This window comes from Bdellovibrionales bacterium, from assembly GCA_016714165.1.
GTDB lineage: Bacteria > Bdellovibrionota > Bdellovibrionia > Bdellovibrionales > UBA1609 > JADJVA01.
The window spans coordinates 982,372-1,000,445 of sequence record JADJNU010000001.1 but is presented as its reverse complement, the minus strand read 5'-3'; the positions used below and the strand labels follow the sequence as shown (position 1 = coordinate 1,000,445).

General features: G+C 45.8%; 16 protein-coding genes. 6 read left to right on the top strand and 10 right to left on the bottom strand.

Features of this window, described 5'->3' with window-relative positions:
- Nucleotides 1-188: 188 nt before the first annotated feature.
- The 3 genes from IPJ71_04405 to IPJ71_04395 form a co-directional block, all read right to left on the bottom strand.
- Complete coding sequence (locus IPJ71_04405; protein ID MBK7842925.1) at nucleotides 189-464, bottom strand: hypothetical protein; 276 nt, start codon at nucleotides 462-464, stop codon at nucleotides 189-191.
- 72 nt (nucleotides 465-536) lie between these two features.
- Nucleotides 537-1,064 carry a hypothetical protein gene (locus IPJ71_04400; protein MBK7842924.1) on the bottom strand — a complete coding sequence of 176 codons (528 nt, stop codon included), beginning with the start codon at nucleotides 1,062-1,064 and terminating at the stop codon, nucleotides 537-539.
- On the bottom strand, nucleotides 1,054-1,569 hold the full coding sequence (locus IPJ71_04395) for a sigma-70 family RNA polymerase sigma factor (GenBank protein MBK7842923.1): 516 nt from the start codon (nucleotides 1,567-1,569) through the stop codon (nucleotides 1,054-1,056). The genes IPJ71_04400 and IPJ71_04395 overlap by 11 nt, the downstream gene beginning before the upstream one ends.
- Before the next feature lie 375 nt (nucleotides 1,570-1,944).
- On the opposite strand from IPJ71_04395, the gene IPJ71_04390 reads away from it, so the two are divergent.
- Genes IPJ71_04390 through IPJ71_04375 form a run of 4 tightly spaced genes read left to right on the top strand, consistent with a single transcriptional unit; the run spans nucleotide 1,945 to nucleotide 7,366 of the window.
- A complete protein-coding gene (locus IPJ71_04390) occupies nucleotides 1,945-2,946 on the top strand; it encodes a TolC family protein (GenBank protein MBK7842922.1) in 1,002 nt (333 codons plus the stop codon).
- On the top strand, nucleotides 2,939-3,766 hold the full coding sequence (locus IPJ71_04385) for a hypothetical protein (protein ID MBK7842921.1): 828 nt from the start codon (nucleotides 2,939-2,941) through the stop codon (nucleotides 3,764-3,766). Before IPJ71_04390 ends, IPJ71_04385 begins: the two co-directional genes overlap by 8 nt.
- A complete protein-coding gene (locus IPJ71_04380; GenBank protein ID MBK7842920.1) occupies nucleotides 3,759-7,034 on the top strand; it encodes an efflux RND transporter permease subunit in 3,276 nt (1,091 codons plus the stop codon). Before IPJ71_04385 ends, IPJ71_04380 begins: the two co-directional genes overlap by 8 nt.
- On the top strand, nucleotides 7,034-7,366 hold the full coding sequence (locus IPJ71_04375; protein ID MBK7842919.1) for a cupredoxin domain-containing protein: 333 nt from the start codon (nucleotides 7,034-7,036) through the stop codon (nucleotides 7,364-7,366). The genes IPJ71_04380 and IPJ71_04375 overlap by 1 nt, the downstream gene beginning before the upstream one ends.
- A gap of 15 nt (nucleotides 7,367-7,381) precedes the next feature.
- On the opposite strand, the gene IPJ71_04370 is transcribed toward IPJ71_04375, so the two are convergent.
- The 7 genes from IPJ71_04370 to IPJ71_04340 form a co-directional block, all read right to left on the bottom strand.
- Nucleotides 7,382-7,924, bottom strand: a complete 543-nt coding sequence (locus IPJ71_04370) for a hypothetical protein (GenBank protein ID MBK7842918.1) — start codon at nucleotides 7,922-7,924, stop codon at nucleotides 7,382-7,384.
- Entirely contained in the window at nucleotides 7,921-9,558 is a 1,638-nt protein-coding gene (locus IPJ71_04365; protein ID MBK7842917.1) for a HAMP domain-containing histidine kinase, read from the bottom strand. The genes IPJ71_04370 and IPJ71_04365 overlap by 4 nt, the downstream gene beginning before the upstream one ends.
- Nucleotides 9,549-10,469: a hypothetical protein gene (locus tag IPJ71_04360; protein ID MBK7842916.1), complete on the bottom strand. Its 921-nt coding sequence runs from the start codon at nucleotides 10,467-10,469 to the stop codon at nucleotides 9,549-9,551. The genes IPJ71_04365 and IPJ71_04360 overlap by 10 nt, the downstream gene beginning before the upstream one ends.
- Nucleotides 10,469-11,605 (bottom strand): hypothetical protein, encoded by a 1,137-nt coding sequence (locus tag IPJ71_04355; GenBank protein ID MBK7842915.1) that lies wholly within the window; start codon nucleotides 11,603-11,605, stop codon nucleotides 10,469-10,471. Before IPJ71_04355 ends, IPJ71_04360 begins: the two co-directional genes overlap by 1 nt.
- Nucleotides 11,606-12,024: 419 nt before the next feature.
- Nucleotides 12,025-12,378: a hypothetical protein gene (locus IPJ71_04350; GenBank protein MBK7842914.1), complete on the bottom strand. Its 354-nt coding sequence runs from the start codon at nucleotides 12,376-12,378 to the stop codon at nucleotides 12,025-12,027.
- Complete coding sequence (locus tag IPJ71_04345) at nucleotides 12,375-13,760, bottom strand: sigma-54-dependent Fis family transcriptional regulator (GenBank protein MBK7842913.1); 1,386 nt, start codon at nucleotides 13,758-13,760, stop codon at nucleotides 12,375-12,377. The genes IPJ71_04350 and IPJ71_04345 overlap by 4 nt, the downstream gene beginning before the upstream one ends.
- Nucleotides 13,761-14,140: 380 nt before the next feature.
- Nucleotides 14,141-14,404 (bottom strand): helix-turn-helix transcriptional regulator, encoded by a 264-nt coding sequence (locus IPJ71_04340; protein ID MBK7842912.1) that lies wholly within the window; start codon nucleotides 14,402-14,404, stop codon nucleotides 14,141-14,143.
- A 95-nt stretch (nucleotides 14,405-14,499) separates the two neighbouring features.
- Here IPJ71_04340 and IPJ71_04335 point away from each other — a divergent pair, with 95 nt between their 5' ends.
- Both IPJ71_04335 and IPJ71_04330 read left to right on the top strand, forming a co-directional pair.
- Complete coding sequence (locus tag IPJ71_04335; GenBank protein MBK7842911.1) at nucleotides 14,500-14,760, top strand: helix-turn-helix transcriptional regulator; 261 nt, start codon at nucleotides 14,500-14,502, stop codon at nucleotides 14,758-14,760.
- A gap of 50 nt (nucleotides 14,761-14,810) precedes the next feature.
- On the top strand, nucleotides 14,811-18,071 hold the full coding sequence (locus IPJ71_04330; GenBank protein ID MBK7842910.1) for a DUF2214 family protein: 3,261 nt from the start codon (nucleotides 14,811-14,813) through the stop codon (nucleotides 18,069-18,071).
- Nucleotides 18,072-18,074: the final 3 nt, after the last annotated feature.

Here is an 18,074-nt window from a genome sequence, read left to right as displayed (position 1 = left end):
ATTTCACGGAGCAGGCCAAGTGTGCCGAAGTGATGTAAGTATTTGAGATGAAATGATAAATTGATTTTGAATGAAAATGCGCTGGCTAAAAATTCACAGTTTTTGTTTGTCTGCGCGAACGGAAGAGAGCGAGAAGTTATAAATTACAAACACTTAGTTGTGTTTTGAATTCAGAACGCATTTTGGATTTACGAACGGGTCTTTTTTATGTCGAGGAGGATTCGCAATTGATCCAGTGAGGGGATTTCAAGAGAACAGCCACCGCTATTTTCCCCAGTTTTCGAGCCGAATATAATTTTTTTGCCGTCGAGAACCGTTGGTGAAGCATACCCCTTGAGTGGATCACCAAAGGGGAGGTCGTCCTGTCTTACTTCCTCATAAGGAAGGCCAATTTCCGTTAACAGTTTTCGCGCCCTTTCAGCGTTCGGGCATCCTTGAAAAAATACGAGACGAAGTGCTGCCATTTTAACCGCCAATTCATCGGATTTCACTTTTGCGCAAATACGAGCCAGGCCAACCAATCGTGTATTATTGGCTCACGCAGTCTTTAAATTCCGAATTAGAATCGGCGTAAATCCACCAAGCATTGCACCGATGAACCAAAGGAATCCGATTCCAAAGACCATCTCAGCACCGAAGCCAATGAAAACAGCCAGTGATAAAAGACCAAGGCTCGGAATTTGAATCCAAGAGTTCTTCTTTAGAACAGAAAGCTCTTCAGATTTCAACATAAAGAAAGCAAGCGCCACACTAAGCCCCACGAAGAGAAAACCGCAAAGAGCCATGCAAATTGAATGGCCAAGCCTCATGAAGAATTCTGTGAGGGATATCCCCGTACTGAATGGGCTCATCCCAAACTGCTCACAAATAGAGAGCGACAGAGTACCCACGACCGAATGAATTCCCATAAGTTTGGCGAACACAAACCAAGCAGATGGGTTTAGTTCGCGATGAACATAACTCAAAATATTTTGTGAAACATTATCTGGAACCGATGTTCCCTCAGAGGAGACAAAGTCGCTAAAGTCTTCAAGCCATTCTCTTTCAGTGATTTTATGATTCACTTTTGCCTCCTTTTCGGAATTGGCGAACGAACGCTAGCCCTCGGCTAATAAGCTGTCTTGCATTCCCTTCGGATGTATTCATGTGGGAGGCTATTTTTTCAAAGGACCAGTCCTCCAAATAGCGAAGCTCAATGGCTCGCTTTTGATTTAGAGGAAGATCGGCAAGCAGTAGCGCCAAATCTACATTACCTGCTTCATTCACAGCGACGGCTGGGAGATTCTGGAGCAACTCATCTGAGCCGCTACTTGCCTTCGTTAATTTCGTTTCGGCAAGCTTATAAAAGTCCATAAGAGAGTTTCGCGAGATTGTGAATAGCCAAGGCAGAAACGGATACTGAGGGTTGTACTTTGCTCGTGATTTATGGAGCTTGGCAAAAATTTCTTGCAGAAGATCCTGGGCTGTTTCGGCGGAGACTTTCTTTTTCAAATAGTCAAACACGCGACCCGAATGGCGCTTGTAAAGAATTTCAAAGGCGGCGAAGTCACCCGTTATATACAGGCTCATAAGCTCCTCGTCTGAAAGTTTCTGTTTTACACTTTCGTCCATTCATAATCCTTAATACGAAAAGTCAGACCTTATTGTGACAAGCCCACTAGAAAAAGTCAAAAACATTAGCAATTTCAATGAGATAAAAATAGTGTCACAAAGAGGCCTAAGGACTCGTAGTAGTAGTATGAAACGAGTTCTTTCTGCTGTCATTTTAGTGTCTTTGCTTCCGCTGAAAAGCGCTGAGGCTCAAGGGAGAATGACGCTCCCCGATTTTCTGGGTCTGGCCGCAGGCAAAACCTTGATCTCAAAATCGAACAGACAAAATCAGATGCCGCCCGATCCCAGTCAATCGGAGTAGCAATTCCCCCTCCTATGGTGAGCGTCATCCAAATGAAAGCAATAGACGGAAGTCAGGCAAATGGCTTTGAAGCGAGTCAGACGATTCCGTTCCCGACAAAACTCGCGGGAGACCGATCAGCGCGGAAAAGTGAAGCTCGGTCTCAGGAAGAAACGCAATTGGCAAATCAAAGAGAAATAATGGCGTGGGCAAAGCTCCTATACGTTTCCCTTTGGGTTGAACAGGAGAGAATTGAACTTCTTAAAGAGAAAAAGAAAATCCTACTGAACCACATCCGCCTTGTCCGCTCAAGCGTGCGCTCCGATAGCTTCGCCGCTATTCATCTTCTTAAGGTGGAGTCTGCCCTTGATCTTCTCGACAATGAATTGGACGAGACCATTCAGAAACAAAGAGAAAGACAGCTTGAAGCTGCATCTTTCTTAAATATCGAGTCAACGCGGATTCAGATTCTTGTTGAAGCACCTAGCTTTTCAGAGATTCCTAGGGTTGACCAAAATTCCAGCCACCAGATTCGCTCGCTTGAATGGAATTTAGAGAGCGCAAGGTCAAGAGAGCTTGAGGCAAAGTCTTCGTGGTTTCCAGATTTCAATCTTCGCTACAAAGAAATGGGAGCTACGAGCATGTCTCAAAAATATAATGAAGTCATGATTGGAGTGACGCTGCCATTTATATTCCCTTGGGGGCCGTATTCAGAATCGGGAAAAGCCGGAGCCGAGCGCATACAAAAGGAATATGAGCTTGAGAAAGAAAGACGAAAAATCTCGTCTGAAAAAGAAAGCCTACTCTCGCGTGCCCGTTCGATTCGGCAGCAGCTCAAAAGATTAACAGAGAAACTAATCCCCCGTGCTGAAAAGCGAGTGAAAATCGTCCGTAACCTCGCTCCGCGAGACATGGAAACTCTGAAAGATCATCATGAGACAATGGAAGCTTTTCCTGACCTCAAGATCAAGGCTTTGGACCTTCGCATGCAGTACGAAGAGGCCATCGCGAACCTTGAAAAATACACTTTAGAAAAGGACTCTTCCCATGAGTAAAAAAATCTGGATATTTGCGGCTCTAATTTTTGCAATCGTGGGATTTTTGGCTACGAAGAATTTAATTAAGAAAGCACCATCGGAAGCTCTCGTATCTGCGGAAAAGGTAAGTGAGGATACGTATTGGACTTGCCCTATGCACCCTCAAGTTCACCAAAACCACCCAGGCGAGTGTCCCATTTGCCACATGAAACTCGTGAAGGTTACAAAGAAAATTGAGCAGAAAAAAGAGGGAGAGAAGCGCGCTTCAGTGAGTGCAACAGAATCTCAATTCATGCTTCTAGGAGCACAAAAGCAAGAAGTTGAAACCATGGATCTTCGGGCCATTATTCCTGTTTCGGGTCGGATTATTTCCCGTTCACAAGTCGCCTTTCAAGTTTACGAGAAAGATTTGAGTTATATTCGTCCGGGCCTCTCTTTCAAGGGTGCAGGCAATATCCATTCTGAGGAGGAAATCTCCGGTGTTGTAACAACCGTGGACTCAATTGTCGATCCCACCAGCCGCACAGTTCGAGTCGTGGGTGCGATTCGTAAAGGTCTAAGCGGTCTTCTTTCAGAATCGAGTTTTCGTGGAGAAATTGTGCTCGTTCTTAAAGATCGAGTTGCGATACCGGAGAGCGCCGTACTTCATACCGGAAGTGGAGATCTGGTCTACCTGGTTAATAAAGACAACAGCCTCACCGCAAAGCGAGTGAGGCTTGGATTAAAAACAGAAGGATTTTATGAAGTGAGGGTAGGATTGAACCCCGGCGACGTGATTAGCTCCGGACCGAATTTTTTGATCGATTCTGAAGCAAAAATTCGAGGGGCTAATGATTAAGAGAGTCATTGAGTTCTCCGCCCATAATCGCTTTTTAGTCATTCTTATGACAACAGTATTCGCTCTGGTGGGCGCTTACTCCTTGAAGCGAATGCCCCTTGACGCCATTCCCGATCTCTCTGACACACAGGTAATTATCTATTCGAAATGGGACCGCTCGCCTGACATTATGGAAAATCAGGTTACGTATCCGGTCGTTTCGGCGATGTTGGGAGCACCAAAGGTAAAATCAGTACGAGGATTTTCTGATTACGGATTTTCCTATGTTTACGTTATTTTCGAAGACGGAACGGACTTATACTGGGCCAGAAGTAGGGTTTTAGAAAATCTCAATCGCATCACCTCGCAGATTCCCGAGGGCGTAAAAACGGAAATCGGCCCCGATGCAACCAGCGTGGGTTGGGTGTATCAGTACGTGCTTAGAGATGAGTCCGGGCGATTTAACTCAGCGGATTTAAGGTCTCTTCAAGATTGGCTCATTCGCTTCCAGCTCCAATCTGTTCAGGGAGTTGCAGAAGTCGCTCCCGTGGGCGGATTCGTAAAGCAATATCAGGTGAAAATTGATCCCACGAAACTTCAGCTTTTTGAAGTCACGATGGAACAAGTTTTACAGGCCGTTAAGAATTCAAACCAAGAAAGCGGTGGTCGAACCATTGAGTTTTCAGGTACAGAGGCCATGGTCAGAAGCCGTGGGCTCGTTGACAAGGTAGAGGACATCGAAGATGCGGTCGTTGCTTATAATCCACGGAGTCGCGCGCCCATTCTTGTGAAACAAGTTTCGACTGTTTCCGTCGGGCCAGAGATGCGTCGCGGGATTACGGATTTTAACGGCCTTGGTGATACCGTAGGCGGCATCATTGTGATGCGCCAAGGAGAAGACGCTCCCGAGGTCATTGGCCGCGTAAAGAGAAAAATTCAAGAGATCGAAAAATCTCTTCCCGAAGGCGTGAAAATCATCTCAGTCTACGACCGTTCCGACCTGATAGAACGAGCAATCGGCACACTCAAGCACACGCTTACGGAAGAACTCATCGTAGTAAGCCTTATTATTTTACTTTTTCTTTGGCATATTCCGTCGGCCCTCGTGCCTATTATTACGATTCCGATTTCGGTGCTCCTTGCATTTATTCCCATGTATTTAATGGGAATGAGTTCCAACATCATGTCGTTGGCTGGAATTGCAATTTCCATAGGCGTCCTCGTTGATGGCGCGATAGTTGAGGTTGAGAATGCCTACCGTAAGATACAACTTTGGGATGAAGGCGGGAGAAAGGGAGATTTTTTCAAGGTACGCCTCGAAGCGCTGACGGAAGTCGGGCCTGCGGTTTTTTTCTCTCTTCTTGTAATTGCCGTTGCCTTCATTCCTATCTTTACTCTCGTGGATCAGGAAGGGCGGCTCTTTCGTCCGCTGGCCCTCTCAAAAAATATCACTATGGCGATCGCTGCAATACTTGCGATTACTCTCGACCCCGCGATGCGGATGCTGTTTGCCAGGGTGAACCCTTTCACGTTTTCAAAACCTTGGCTCAACCAGATTGCAAACGCTATTTTCGTGGGGAAATATTATTCAGAGCACAAGCATCCTATTAGTCGAAGACTTTTTAGAATTTACGAACCCGTCTTGGACTGGGTTTTAAATCACAAAAAAAAGACTCTCGCTCTAGCATTTGCAGGAACTCTTTCCATCATTCCTGGGTTTATGATGTTGGGATCTGAATTCATGCCCACCCTTCACGAAGGAAGCCTCCTTTACATGCCAACGGCGCTTCCGGGGATCTCTGTCAGTGAAGCGCAGAGAGTCCTGACTGTTCAGGACCAAATCCTTAAGTCTTTTCCTGAAGTCGACACAGTTTTTGGCAAGGCTGGACGAGCTGAAACTTCGACCGATACGGCTCCTCTCAGTATGGTGGAAACCACTATTACTTTAAAACCAAAATCCGAGTGGCGAAAAGTGAAACGATGGTACTCCTTCTTGCCCGAACCCGTGAAGGCGCCTTTTCAAAGAGTTTGGCCAGAAACAATTGGCGAGGATCAACTCATCGAGGATATGAACGAAAAATTGAACTTTCTCGGAATGCCGAACATCTGGACGATGCCGATCAAAAACCGTATTGACATGCTCTCTACGGGAATCCGGAGCCCCGTCGGCATCAAAATTTTTGGGGACGATCTCAAAACCATCCAAGCCATTGGCGCAGACATTGAGCGTGAACTTAAAACTCTTCCGGGGACTAGAAGCGTAATCGCCGAGAGAATTGCAAGCGGCTACTTCCTTGATGTGGATTTTGATCGAGAGAAATTAAAATCCTATGGCCTTTCGCTGAAAGACGCTCAAGATCAAGCCATGCGACTCATAGGAGGAGAAAACGTCTCACAGATTCTTGCCACAAGAGAACGCTATCCCATTCAGGTTCGAGCAGCTCCGGCCTTCAGGCAAGATGCTGGAGCTATTGGTAGGCTTCTCATTACGAGCCCGACAGGGGCTCAGATTCCATTGAGTGCCGTTGCTAAGGTCCACTTCAGAGAAGGTCCTAGTATGATTCGCAACGAAAACGCGCAACTTGTTGGTTACGTTTATGTCGATATTGACCCAAAGGTTATTGACATCGGTTCCTACGTCGAAAAAGGCAAAGCGCATTTGGACCAAAAAGTTAAAGTTCCTAGCGGAATTGTAACCACTTGGAGCGGTCAATTTGAGAATATGGAAAGAGTGAAGGAACGGCTTAAGGTCGTAGTCCCGTTCACTCTTATTTTGATTCTATTCCTCCTCTATTTCAATACGAAGTCTTGGGTGAAAACGGGAATAGTGCTTTTAGCCGTTCCGTTTTCGTTGATAGGTGCAGTGTGGTTTTTGGTTCTGCTTGATTACAATCTTTCAATCGCTGCATGGGTCGGAATGATTGCACTCCTTGGCCTTGATGCTGAAACCGGGGTTTTCATGCTCATGTACCTCGATCTTGCATTTGATGATCGCGTGAAGAGAGGAAAGATGAAGTCACTTTCAGATCTGAAAGCGGCAGTAGTTGAGGGAGCAGTTCATCGAATTAGGCCAAAACTTATGACAGTTTCAACACTTTTCGTGGGCCTCACTCCCATCATGTGGAGTGTTGGCGCTGGGGCTGACGTAATGAAGAGAATTGCGGCGCCGATGATAGGCGGTCTAATCACTTCTTTCCTATTGGAACTCCTCATTTATCCAGTTGTCTTCTATCTCTGGAAGCAGAAATCATATTTTAATAATCCAACAACTAAACCCGAGGAGGCCTAATGAAATCGTTTATTGCAGTATTTTTGTCTTTAGCATTGCTTTCGACCGCTGAAGCAAAGGAAAAACCACAAATCGTCACTCTTTCCGTCACTGAAAATGGCTTCGAGCCGAACAGTGTGGATGTGAACCCAGGTATTCCCGTAATTCTAAAGATCACGAGAAAAACTGATTCGACCTGCGCCACGAAAATTCAAATCCCGTCTAAAAAAATAAAAAGGGATTTGCCGCTCAACAAAGAAGTAAAAATCGAAGTGGGAAAACTCGAAAAAGGCGAAATCCGTTTTGGTTGCGGAATGGGTATGATGGCCGGAGGGAAGATTTTTGTCAGATAATCTGTGGTATACAAACTAATCTCTTGAAGAAACGATAGAAAGATGTGGCCGTCGAGGCCGAGGGGCTGGTGGCTCACCAAAAAGTTTTAGCACAGTATCTTTTGGCGTGTAGTCTGGAAGAACAAGCGAAATTAAATCAGCCAGCCAAAGGGACATGCGCGGAGAATCGTGCTGAAGCCGACCCATTTGGGCATGGGCTTGAAGCGAATATCGGCACTCGTTCATTGAACCAAGAACAGAGCGATTGACTGTTTTCGCCAAAATCACGGCATCCATTTTCGTGATTTCTTGTTGAGCTTTCTTGTGCGGAACCCCGATCCCCATTAGAAGATCGTTCAGAGCCAAGGGAAGCCGCTCAGGAAAGTTTGCGTAAGGCGCGGCCTTTAGGACAAGTGGTAGCCTCCCATTTTCACTCACGCAGAGAATATACTGCTGCCGATCGAGTACGAGATCGAGTGCATACCAGTCGCCCAGCAATGTGGACGACTGTTCGTTGGTCGGGAAAAGCTTAATCTTCATTCGCTTGGCGAGGTCGCCAGTGGGTCGAATAATAATCATTGCATCACCTGTATCGGCACGAAATTCATCACCGATTTGGGCAGTATTTTAACGTTCAATTTCTCACACTGTTCCTGAAGTCGCTGATCGTCGAACGCGCTTGTAACCATCACCGAAAACGGATGAGTGCCGCCGAAGCGTTCTAAAACAGAAATCCCGTCGCCAGCTCGCGAATTCAGGTTGTAGTCTGTAAGGAGAATAGACTTATCAAGAGTCTGGCGATTTTGCACGATCCAGGACATCACGGACTCTGGCTCAAAGAAATGCTCTATTGTTACCTCTGGCCGAACGGTCTTAAGCCGCTCTTGCCACAGAGCATGAATGGTGGGGTCGTCGTCCACTACGATAACGGTATTGGAGTCCCCTAAAGAAATGGCATCCATGTACCAGGACGGCGCTTTAACGACAGGAAGAGTCACTCGAACCGAAGTTCCAAGCCCCATCTCAGATGAGATCGAAAATGATCCTCCCCATCCTTCAATCAATTTCTTGGCATAATGGACGCCAAGGCCGGTTCCTTTTGGCTTTCCAAAGGAAAAACCTCGTTCGCCAATTTTTGAAAGGACATCTCTTGGAATCCCTCGACCATGATCTGACACCTCTATGACGGCCTGAGTGCCATCAGAAAAAATTTCGATTTTGATAGGCGCATCTGGCGCGGAAGCCTCAACAGCGTTGTCTACAAGATTTGATAAGCTGCGCTTCAGTTCCAGTGGATTCACAGCACAGAAAGAAGAAAATGATTGATCGGAGGGCGACAGCAGTCGGATTTGTCCCGCCCGCTCCTTGTACTGAACTTGTTTCTCTTCAACCAGTGATTCCATCAAAGTATATAGCAGCGTGACTTCTGTTTTTGTGGTTGTTGGCTCACCGGATTCAGTTCTGTTTCTACTTTCTTTTAGAGCAAGCCGACTCTGATCGGAAATTCCGGATGAAATTTCACGGATTCGTTGAATTGCTGTCGTAAGGAGTCGCTTGGATTCGGGGGAAATGTCAGTGATAGTATCCAAAACAGCGTTGAGGGTATTTAGTGGAGACCGAATATCATGTGCAACTCTGGCGGCGACTTCGCCAAGAAGAATTCTATTTTTGTTCTCAGCCGCAATTCTGCGGGATTCTAGACGACGAATGTTAACGAAAAGAAAAAGCAAGAAAAATAAAAATGCGGCAACAGCCGCTGTAAAGCTGCGGGTTAAAAAATCAGAGTAGGTTTTAAAGCTCAAGATTAAGTCCGGGCGTTCGGGTACGCGATATAAAACCTGTCGGGACAGAAACCCATCGGTGAAACTCAGAATCTTTCCGTCTTTCAAATACTTCTGAAAATAAGGCTGAAAGGACTCGCCGAACTCAATTAGCGCACCTCGCCCGGGCGCAGAGCTGTCAATTAGTTTTACTCCTTTCACAAATTGTGACGATAGTAATACACGCTGATTTTTTGAAATGGATGTCAGAAGATTGCCCTCTTGAATGGCGACCGCCTCAGACTGAAGCCAGCTTCCTGCGATCTCTTTGCCTACGGAATCAAGGTAGGTATCAAAAATAAAGTAAAGACCACCAGTGAGAATGCAAACAGCAATCGCGAAAAGGCCGATCGCCTTCCGGGGGTCGAGGAGGTGGAGCAATTTTACAAGCATAGCCGCTCCAGTTTTCCTCCGACAAATTCAGGCTGACTTTCAAAGTGGCAACGGTGAACAGCCACAAGTTCGGAAAGAGAGTGAAGCACCGGACTGTCATGCGCTAATCTTGGAAGTTTGATAGTGCTCGATCCTCTGGCTTTCAGACGACTTCGTGCGAGAGCTGTTCCGTCCTTAGTAAGTCCAAAAAAGCGGAGCCTCTTTTCATAAAATGTCATTTCGGAATCAGGGTTGGTGTTGAGGCGCGTAACTGCCAGCCCGTGTCTGAGGAGTTCAGCTATGGCTCGATAACGAATGCCCTCGAAGTCTTCTTTTTTTCCACAAGCGCCACCAGAAATCACGCCGATAGGATACAAAAACGCCAAATAGATGAAAACAACACGCTCGTTGTCGTCCATCCAAGGACTGACTTCAGCAATCGAGTCGAGTGAAAGATTTTTCTGAAGGTCCCGAAGAAGCGACTCTCCAGATGAAATGGCTTGAAAATCGACTGGCCGAATTTCGTGGCCGATGGATTGATCGTCCCACCAAGAAGCCCAGACATATCGCTCTATGGCCTCGCAAAGTCCGTTCTCCCTAGCAATCGCATCGGCATGGGAAGCCACTCCCAACGGGAATGCCGCAAACCCATCGGAACGAGTTGTTTGGCAATGAGCAAGGCTACCTTTGTAGCCCTCGGAGAAAGCCTGACGCTCGATCATTTCAACCAGCCCTTTAAGAACAGCAGTCGCTGGGTTTGGATCAATTCCGCAAAAAACAGATTCATTGATGACAGATGATGGGGCGGAATCAAAAATACTCGCCATGGTTCCCGAAGAAAGTGAACTCACCTCTATATGCTTCGGCAGCCGGCCACGCTCTTTTAACTTGGCGGTAAATGAAAGAAGAAACTGATCGGCCTTTGCACTCATCAGTTCACCTTGAATACTTGCCAGGGGGCTGGGGATGTAATCGCGAAGGGAACATCTCCGAGCAGTTTTTTATTCTTCGCTGCAAAAAATCGACGGACATGCGTGTAGACATTAAAACGCGCCTCTTCAAAGAGGTAACGATTTACCTTTGCATAGTTGGAAGAAGATGAACTTAGCTGCGCAATAAGTGACTGTAGCTTTTCATCGTCTGACACATGTTTGAGTGGCTTGTGCAGATTCGGTGTTAGCAGCATTTTCATATCGCCAGCCGGATCAAGTGCCCAGAATCCAGAGCCAGCATTGAAAAAAGCGAGTTTCCCCTCTGCGAATAGGTCTGAAAATTCTTTGCGTGTGGATTTGATAACGGGACTTGATGCTTTGATGTCAAGAACTTCAAAAGTGCGCTTCAACGCTTGAAAGAAAATGGCATCTCTTTCGGGTTCAGCATATCCCCAGGGGAATAATTCCTTCGCTAGCTTGGCTTTGCAGGCTTGAACTTCGGAGGTAGATAGGGAATTTTCGGTTTCAAGGTCTTTTAAACTGAGATATCCGGGCAGAATTTTGGTAAAGACGCTACCTTCTGCGGGAGAATCTTTTGCGATTTCTTGGTAGGACGTGCGAAATATTTTAGAAAATAACTGGCGACATTTTTTATCTTTAAATGGACCCACACTCTGATTGATCTGAAGAACCGAGAAGCGAGCTGCTGGGGTGTACTTAACTGATAGTTTTCCCTCTAAATCATGCAAGATACCTGGTGCAAAGAATGATTCGTTTCCTGCAATTACGGTTGCATCATCCAGTGTCGTTAGGTCGGCGACCAACTCTGCTGGGGTCTTGTATTCAAAGCTAATTTGATCTGGGGCTGATTGCTCATTGGCATCGCTTCGTTTTAAAAACTTGATCTGCTTTTGCCCCTGATCGGCGATTTTATAAAGACCACTCTCAGGAATTTTCGCGCATATGAGTTTGTTCGTTCGCGGGTCAACGCACCTTTGAGGAATGATGGAGAATAGTTCAAGACAAAATCGGAAGAGTGGATGATCCACGTCGCTCGCAAATTGGATACGGACGATGTTATCGGAAACCGTGATCCCCTTGGGAAATTTCTTAAGAGCGTCTGCTGTTTTACCCAAGAGTCCAATCCTTCGATTGCTTCAAGGATGGGGAACTTTGGCCGTGTGTATGCCATTCGAGCGACAGCGAACGCGACATCTTCCGCCGTTATGGGAGAACCGTCTTCATACTTAATTCCGGATTTTACTTTCCATTCGACACGTCTTTTTTCAGTGTCGTAGCGAAAGGACTCTAAAACTCGGCTGGTAAGTTGATTGTTGATTGCGGCTTCGAGAGGGGTCGCATAGATCATCCGGACGACCGGCAAGTTGGCTGTACTGTCTGCATCGAGTGGATCAAGAGAGCTTGGCGCCGATGTTTCGGTGATGATGTAACGAAATTGCGTCGAAGCCTTAGCTTGAGATTCAGGATTCATAAATCCGACCATCACGAGAATTGAAATAGTTATGAGTTTGAATGCCATTCACACGCCGTCCTCTTACTTGCCCATTGCGGGGTAATCTTGAGTCCCGAGTCTTGCCAAGAATAGATTCACTTCACGGATATCCACGTCAGGACCGGCGACTGCCTTCAGCATCTCAATAAGCCCGACAGCGCTGGGAGCCGCAGCGTCGGCCTGGGTCATTACTTCTTCCAGTCGTTTTCGATTGATTTGATACCAGTTTTCCTGCGCAAGCGGGGCGATTATGCCGTTGTCCACGAGAACGCGAACAGCCGCGGCGTGCATTTCTACACTCTTGATTTCGAACGCATTGGCATTCGAATGCAAAAATCCAATGGCGCCAAGGGCGGCTAATACGGCCCCGACATTTTTCTTAGATTGTTTGTTCATGATTTTCTCCTGTTTTTATTCCTAGTTTCTTCATGCGACCGTAAATTGTTCCGAGTGGTGCTTTCATTCGCTGTTTTGACGGCATCGCGAAGCGAACTACTTTTTGATAAATTGTTAATCAAGTAATCGCGCTCCTGTTGCTCCAGCCATGAGAGAAACTCCGGATAGGTGCGATCAAAGAGACTGAACTGCTCTCGTTCGTAATCCACAAAAAATTTGCTGCTGAGATGCTCTGGCTCTATTCGCTTCGCGGGAACGATGGTCATAAGACGTTCCAGCTCATTTTCCAGTTCGCGAATGTTTCCTTTCCAGGGGTAGCGCTCAAGGTAATGGACGGTTTTCATGAGAATCGTTTTGCCTTCACTGCCGAAAGATTTTTGAAAATGTGAGATCAGTGGACGAATGTCTTCAGGCCGAGCCCTGAGTGGCGGAACTTCGATTTTCACCACGTTCAAGCGATAGAATAGATCTTCGCGAAACTTACCCTGGGCGACCGCTTCTTCAAGATTTACATGGGAGGCGGCAACAGCGCGGACATTTACCTTCTCGGTTCTAATGGAGCCGACAGGGTGAATTTCGCCTTCTTGGAGAAAGCGCAGAAGTTTTACCTGTAGGTCGAGCTTCATATCTCCAATTTCATCCAGAAAAACTGTGCCGCCGTCAGCGAGCTTCAGCTTTCCAATTTTTGCGCGATTAGCTCCTGTGAATGCACCTTGCTCGTGACCGAAGAGGTCACTCTCAAGCAAATTCTCGGGGATCGCTGCAACATTGATGGCAACGAAAGGCTTTTGCCTACGAAGAGAGTGCTTGTGGAGGGCGCGAGCAATTAACTCCTTACCCGTGCCGGACTCTCCGTGAATGACCACGTTGCTGTCCGTTGGGGCCACTTGCAGAACAAGGCTCGCCACATCTGCCATGGCTTTAGATTTTCCGACCATATCGATGGATCGAATAAGATTTTCTTGTTCGTCAGGAATCTCAGCACATTGGAATTCCTGTGCCGTTTCTTCAAATTTTTTGCAGAGCTGTCGGATGCGAGTACGGAATAAGTTTGGGTCGCCATCCTTTTCGATGAAGTCCGTGACCCCTGCGGAGTAACTTCGCTTGAGTGCTTCGCGGGATAGGTCGCCTGAATTCATTACGATCTGGAGATAAGGATTTAGGGAAAGCATTTGCTTTGCGAGCGTGACCCCATCTTTTCCGGGCATTTTCAAATCGAGGAGGATCACGGCAAAGCCGTTCGGTTCCGCACGAACTCTGCGGTATGCCTCATCTGGACTGTTGGTGGTTTGAACGTCGAGATCTGATTCCGGCTCTAAAACGAGTTTGGTCGTTTCGAGTGCCATCTGCTCGTCGTCCACCACCAGGATTTTAAATGCCATCCGGCAACCTCCTGGGTTTGGGGATCAATCGTCGTGGTGCTAGAGCAACGGCTGGACCAACTGAAAATCAGCGATGAATTGTGTATTAACCCCCGGAAAATACTGGACTTAGGTATCCCGGCTTATTGGGCAATGCAACAAAATTAAGCAGTTTTTGTTTGCATTTACGAACAGGTGGTTCAGAGATTGTTTGCTGAGCATCGCGTCAAGTAATTGAAATAAAAAATGAAATAGCTGAATCATGAGCCCATGCAATTGTGTTTGTAATTTCGAACAGGCTCTCTTCCTTTTGAGTCCTAAATCTTAGATAAACAGATGAATATATAAAGGAATCTAGTGCAGAAATTTTTGTTCTGAATTTAGAACACCCGGAGCGTCATTTAGGAATGCGGGTTCTTCGACTCACGAATTCTTTGAGACTCCTGCTCAACGGCTCCGTAAAGCTCAAAGGGCGACACAGTATAGAGTTTGGCGAGCTTGCTGATGTTGCGTAAGGGGGTTCGGCTAAACCCCGACTCTTCGTAATGAGCGATTGTCCCTGGCTTGAGGTCGAGTGCCCGATCCGCCTCGTGAGCTTCCAATCCGGCCCGTGAGCGCCACTGCTGGAGCCAGTTCGGTGGTTCGTTAGTTAGCTCGATGTTCATAGCGGCTCCCTACTGCATACGATCATACGCACATCAACCACAAAAGACGTCGAGAATCAAGTGCATACGATCATGCGCTTGATGGAGGAGGTCTCTTGGCGGTAAAAAGAGGAACGGCCCTAATTTCCCAGGCCGATAAGAAAATTTTGCGTGCTTTTGGGGAACGGGTACGAGAGTTGCGCGAGAGGAAGAAACTAACGGTTTACGATGTGACCGGCGACGACATGCCGATCAAGTCGCGTCAGCACTGGCAGCGTATTGAAGCTGGGCAAAAGAACGTAAATCTCACCACGGTATTCAAGGTTGCTCGGAGCCTTGAAGTAAGGGCGGATGAGTTGATGAGGGGAATTGGCTAGATTTTTCGGTACTGTGTTGACTCTAACAAGGATGAAGGAAAGTCTGAGAAGTGAATTTAAGGTTTGTGTTCAATAGATTTAGCAAAAAAATTTTGAGAGACGACAGTTGCTCTTTAGCCACAATTGTATCCAAAAAGTTTAAAGATGAATCGACGGCCACATTCAGTCGCGAGGAACTATTCAGCATTCTATACATTCCGTCCAAGCGTGGATTTAGCATACTTTTCTTTTCGGTCTTTATTCCGAATGTATTGTTTGCGATTTCTAAATCAGTAAATATTTGGGATTTTCTACCCACTCGGTGCCCGGACCATGAATTTTGGGGCGGGACTTTTCTGCATGATCTTTTTCGTATTTTATTTTATGCGCTGCCAGATGTTGGCAGAGACAGCCTTATCGCAATTCATACTGGTATTGGGGCAATTATTTTTGCTCTTTTGATCTTTGCCGCCGAAACCCTTCGTGATGATTTATCTAAAGATCGTGCCAGGGTTATATTAAGAGAGAGCTTTCTTTACCCGCTTGCCGTTGTTGAAATTCTTGTCTTTTTTTCATTCGTTTTTTTCGATGCAAATTTGTTTTCGTGGATTTCAGTGGTTGTTGTTGGATTATTGACAATTTTTTCTTTGAGCCGAACAATTTCTGTTTTGCTTAGTAAGAATCGCTTTCTCAAAAAAAGAATCGCACTTTTAAGGGAGCGACTTTTAAAGAGTACGGAATTTGCGATGAGAGAGCGGCTCTCTCATAACGAGCTGCTAGCGCGACTTAAGGATGAAAGGATTTTGCTTCAGTACAATCCGTGGAAGCCATACAAGGATTCCGACGACTATTTTGTGATCAAGACTGAGAGAAGGGGAAACATTGTTGATATTAATCTCTGTCTGCTCAAAGAACTGGCTGAGAGGTTGGAAAAGTTGGGTCTAGCAAAAGGGGTTACTTTCAAGAGTGATTCGAATGTAAAGACAGATGTTGGAATTGCTGTTGAAGATGGAGGAATGATCGCAGAGGCCGGTAAAACAAAGATGTCGAAGGATCAATCGAGATATCTTCTTAAGCTTCCATTTCAACAAATATCCGACGATGATTCATCGTTAATTTGCTTCAAGAGGTCGCTGGTTAATGATGATAAAGATCTGAAAATTTTGGAGGAGCTAGCTCAAAAAACCTTTCGATTTTCTAGCGAAGACTCATTTTCAGAGGAAGTTCGCAGAGAGTTGGCTGGGGTCAGAGATCAGTTTCTGGTAGCGATGCGTGAACGTGATCTATCGACTATTGAGGATTGTTGCGAGATTTACAAGGAGCTAGCGAGTGGCTTTGTAACATATTTGCAAAGTAAGGGCGGAAAATATTCATTTGATGATGCACTCAAGGAAAGGACCTCACTATTTGGCGGTTGGACGGAAACTCGATGGTTGGTTGAAGACGTGAGGGATCTCATGGAGGCCTCTATTGAAGGTGAAAATCTAGATGTCTTGAAGAAAGTTGCATATCTACCTATTGGAATTGCGGTAAGGGCGGCAAAGCGAAATGACCACTACCTCTTTCAGGAATTTATCGGCTTCACTGCTAGTCTTTATTACCTATCAAAGCGGGGAAAAACTCCAGAGATACAATCCTACCTTCGAGACAGGTCAGCGAGGTTTTTAAAGGAGGTTGTATCGTACTATATTGCCCCAAAGTTGAAGGATACTTCTGCGTCGATCGAAGACTTGAAGGCTACTAAAGATTTTATCACTTACATAATGATTCTTCTTTCGGAACTTCTGAAGGCGATGGTGGATCAGGATGACTCGGAAATGTTCGATTCTTATTTGCGAGTTGTCCTTACAGGGCTAAGCGAGGATCGATACTTTAAGGGCAGACATGAAGTGGATGGATTGGAGTGGCAATTAAAGCATGGAAATGTAGTTGGCGAAGATAGGGAACGTCTTGAATTGCGTCTTAGTCGCCAAAGAGCCCTTTTGGCAATTGATGAGGAGATAACCAAACGGAGAAGGCAGCTTATGTTTGGTTTGGGCTCTTGGCTATTGGCAGAGCGTACGAAAAAATCATTTTTTGACAAGGTGTCGATTCACCTTCCCACTAATCCTATCGACATAACGGAGCTATTTGCTGAAACATGCAATTTTAAGACAGAGGATTTTTGGAACTGGGATAGATGGGAGGTCGTCGCAGACGGACAGGTTCATGCAATAGATTTCCACAGCAAGCTTTCACGTCTTTATGTATTGCGAATGTTGACTGCTCTTTCCACAGTTTCTGATGAACAGTATCTTAATTTGAAATTGCCTATTAATCGTGATTTTTCGTCCATGTGTAGGCCTGATGGGCCTTTGGAAAATATGATCAAGACATTTATCGAAAGCCGCGATCAGTGGTCGGACTACTTGAGTCCAGTGGCCTTTGGGCAGGGTGATAGATTGAGAGGCTTACTTGCTGATGTAGTAAAACGCCAGGACATTGCTGATGCCGATGAAAAGATTAACACTAATATTTCACCTGAGGTCGTAGACAAGTTTAGACATGAAAATGTTCGTGCTTACAAAGAGCGTGTGCGACTCCGCCCGATTATTTCGACGTTTGGAAGGATCGACAGTCAAGCAAATGATCCTACGAGTGGAAAAGGACCGAGGTTTGGAATCAGCATTGTAGATGATAAAGCGACTTTTTTTGAGGAGTGGCATGTACATTACATGGGTAGAGATGATCACTATGGCGAGCAAATGTCATCAGGTGAAGATGCCACGATTTATAAAAAAATAGCCGCAAAATGTGAATTAAAGAGCGAATCTATTGAAGCCATAATCAATTCCCTGGCTTGGAAGGCTGATGCTGTACTGCTGTGTACGAGAATGGCGTCTCGAAGCTTGTACAAGCTGAATGGATTTGTTCCTTCCTGGCATCGGAATTCACGTAAATTAGAAATTGAAAACTTGGCGGGTACAATTGAGTTGGACTCTGGCTACATTCCTGTATTCGAGATCTACACAAGAGATTCTTCTGCTGAGGCTATCATTTTGAATAAAAATAAATTTCCATCCATTGAGCAAAAGTGGCCGCTCGACAAGGATGAGTCTCGTGAGTTTGTAATTGATCATTTTTACTTTAGGGTTCAACAATTTTCAGGTAATGAGTCACTGCTGAAAGATATGTTAGACAAACCATCGAAGTGGTTAGTCGAGATTGGAAATAAAGACGCACAGAGAAGGCACCTAGAGGAGCGGGCATTAATTCATTTTTTTCAGCGATTTTGTGTCGTATTTCCGGATGGATTTGATGGCGTAAAATGTCGAATTGAGGAAGAGGAGTAAGTA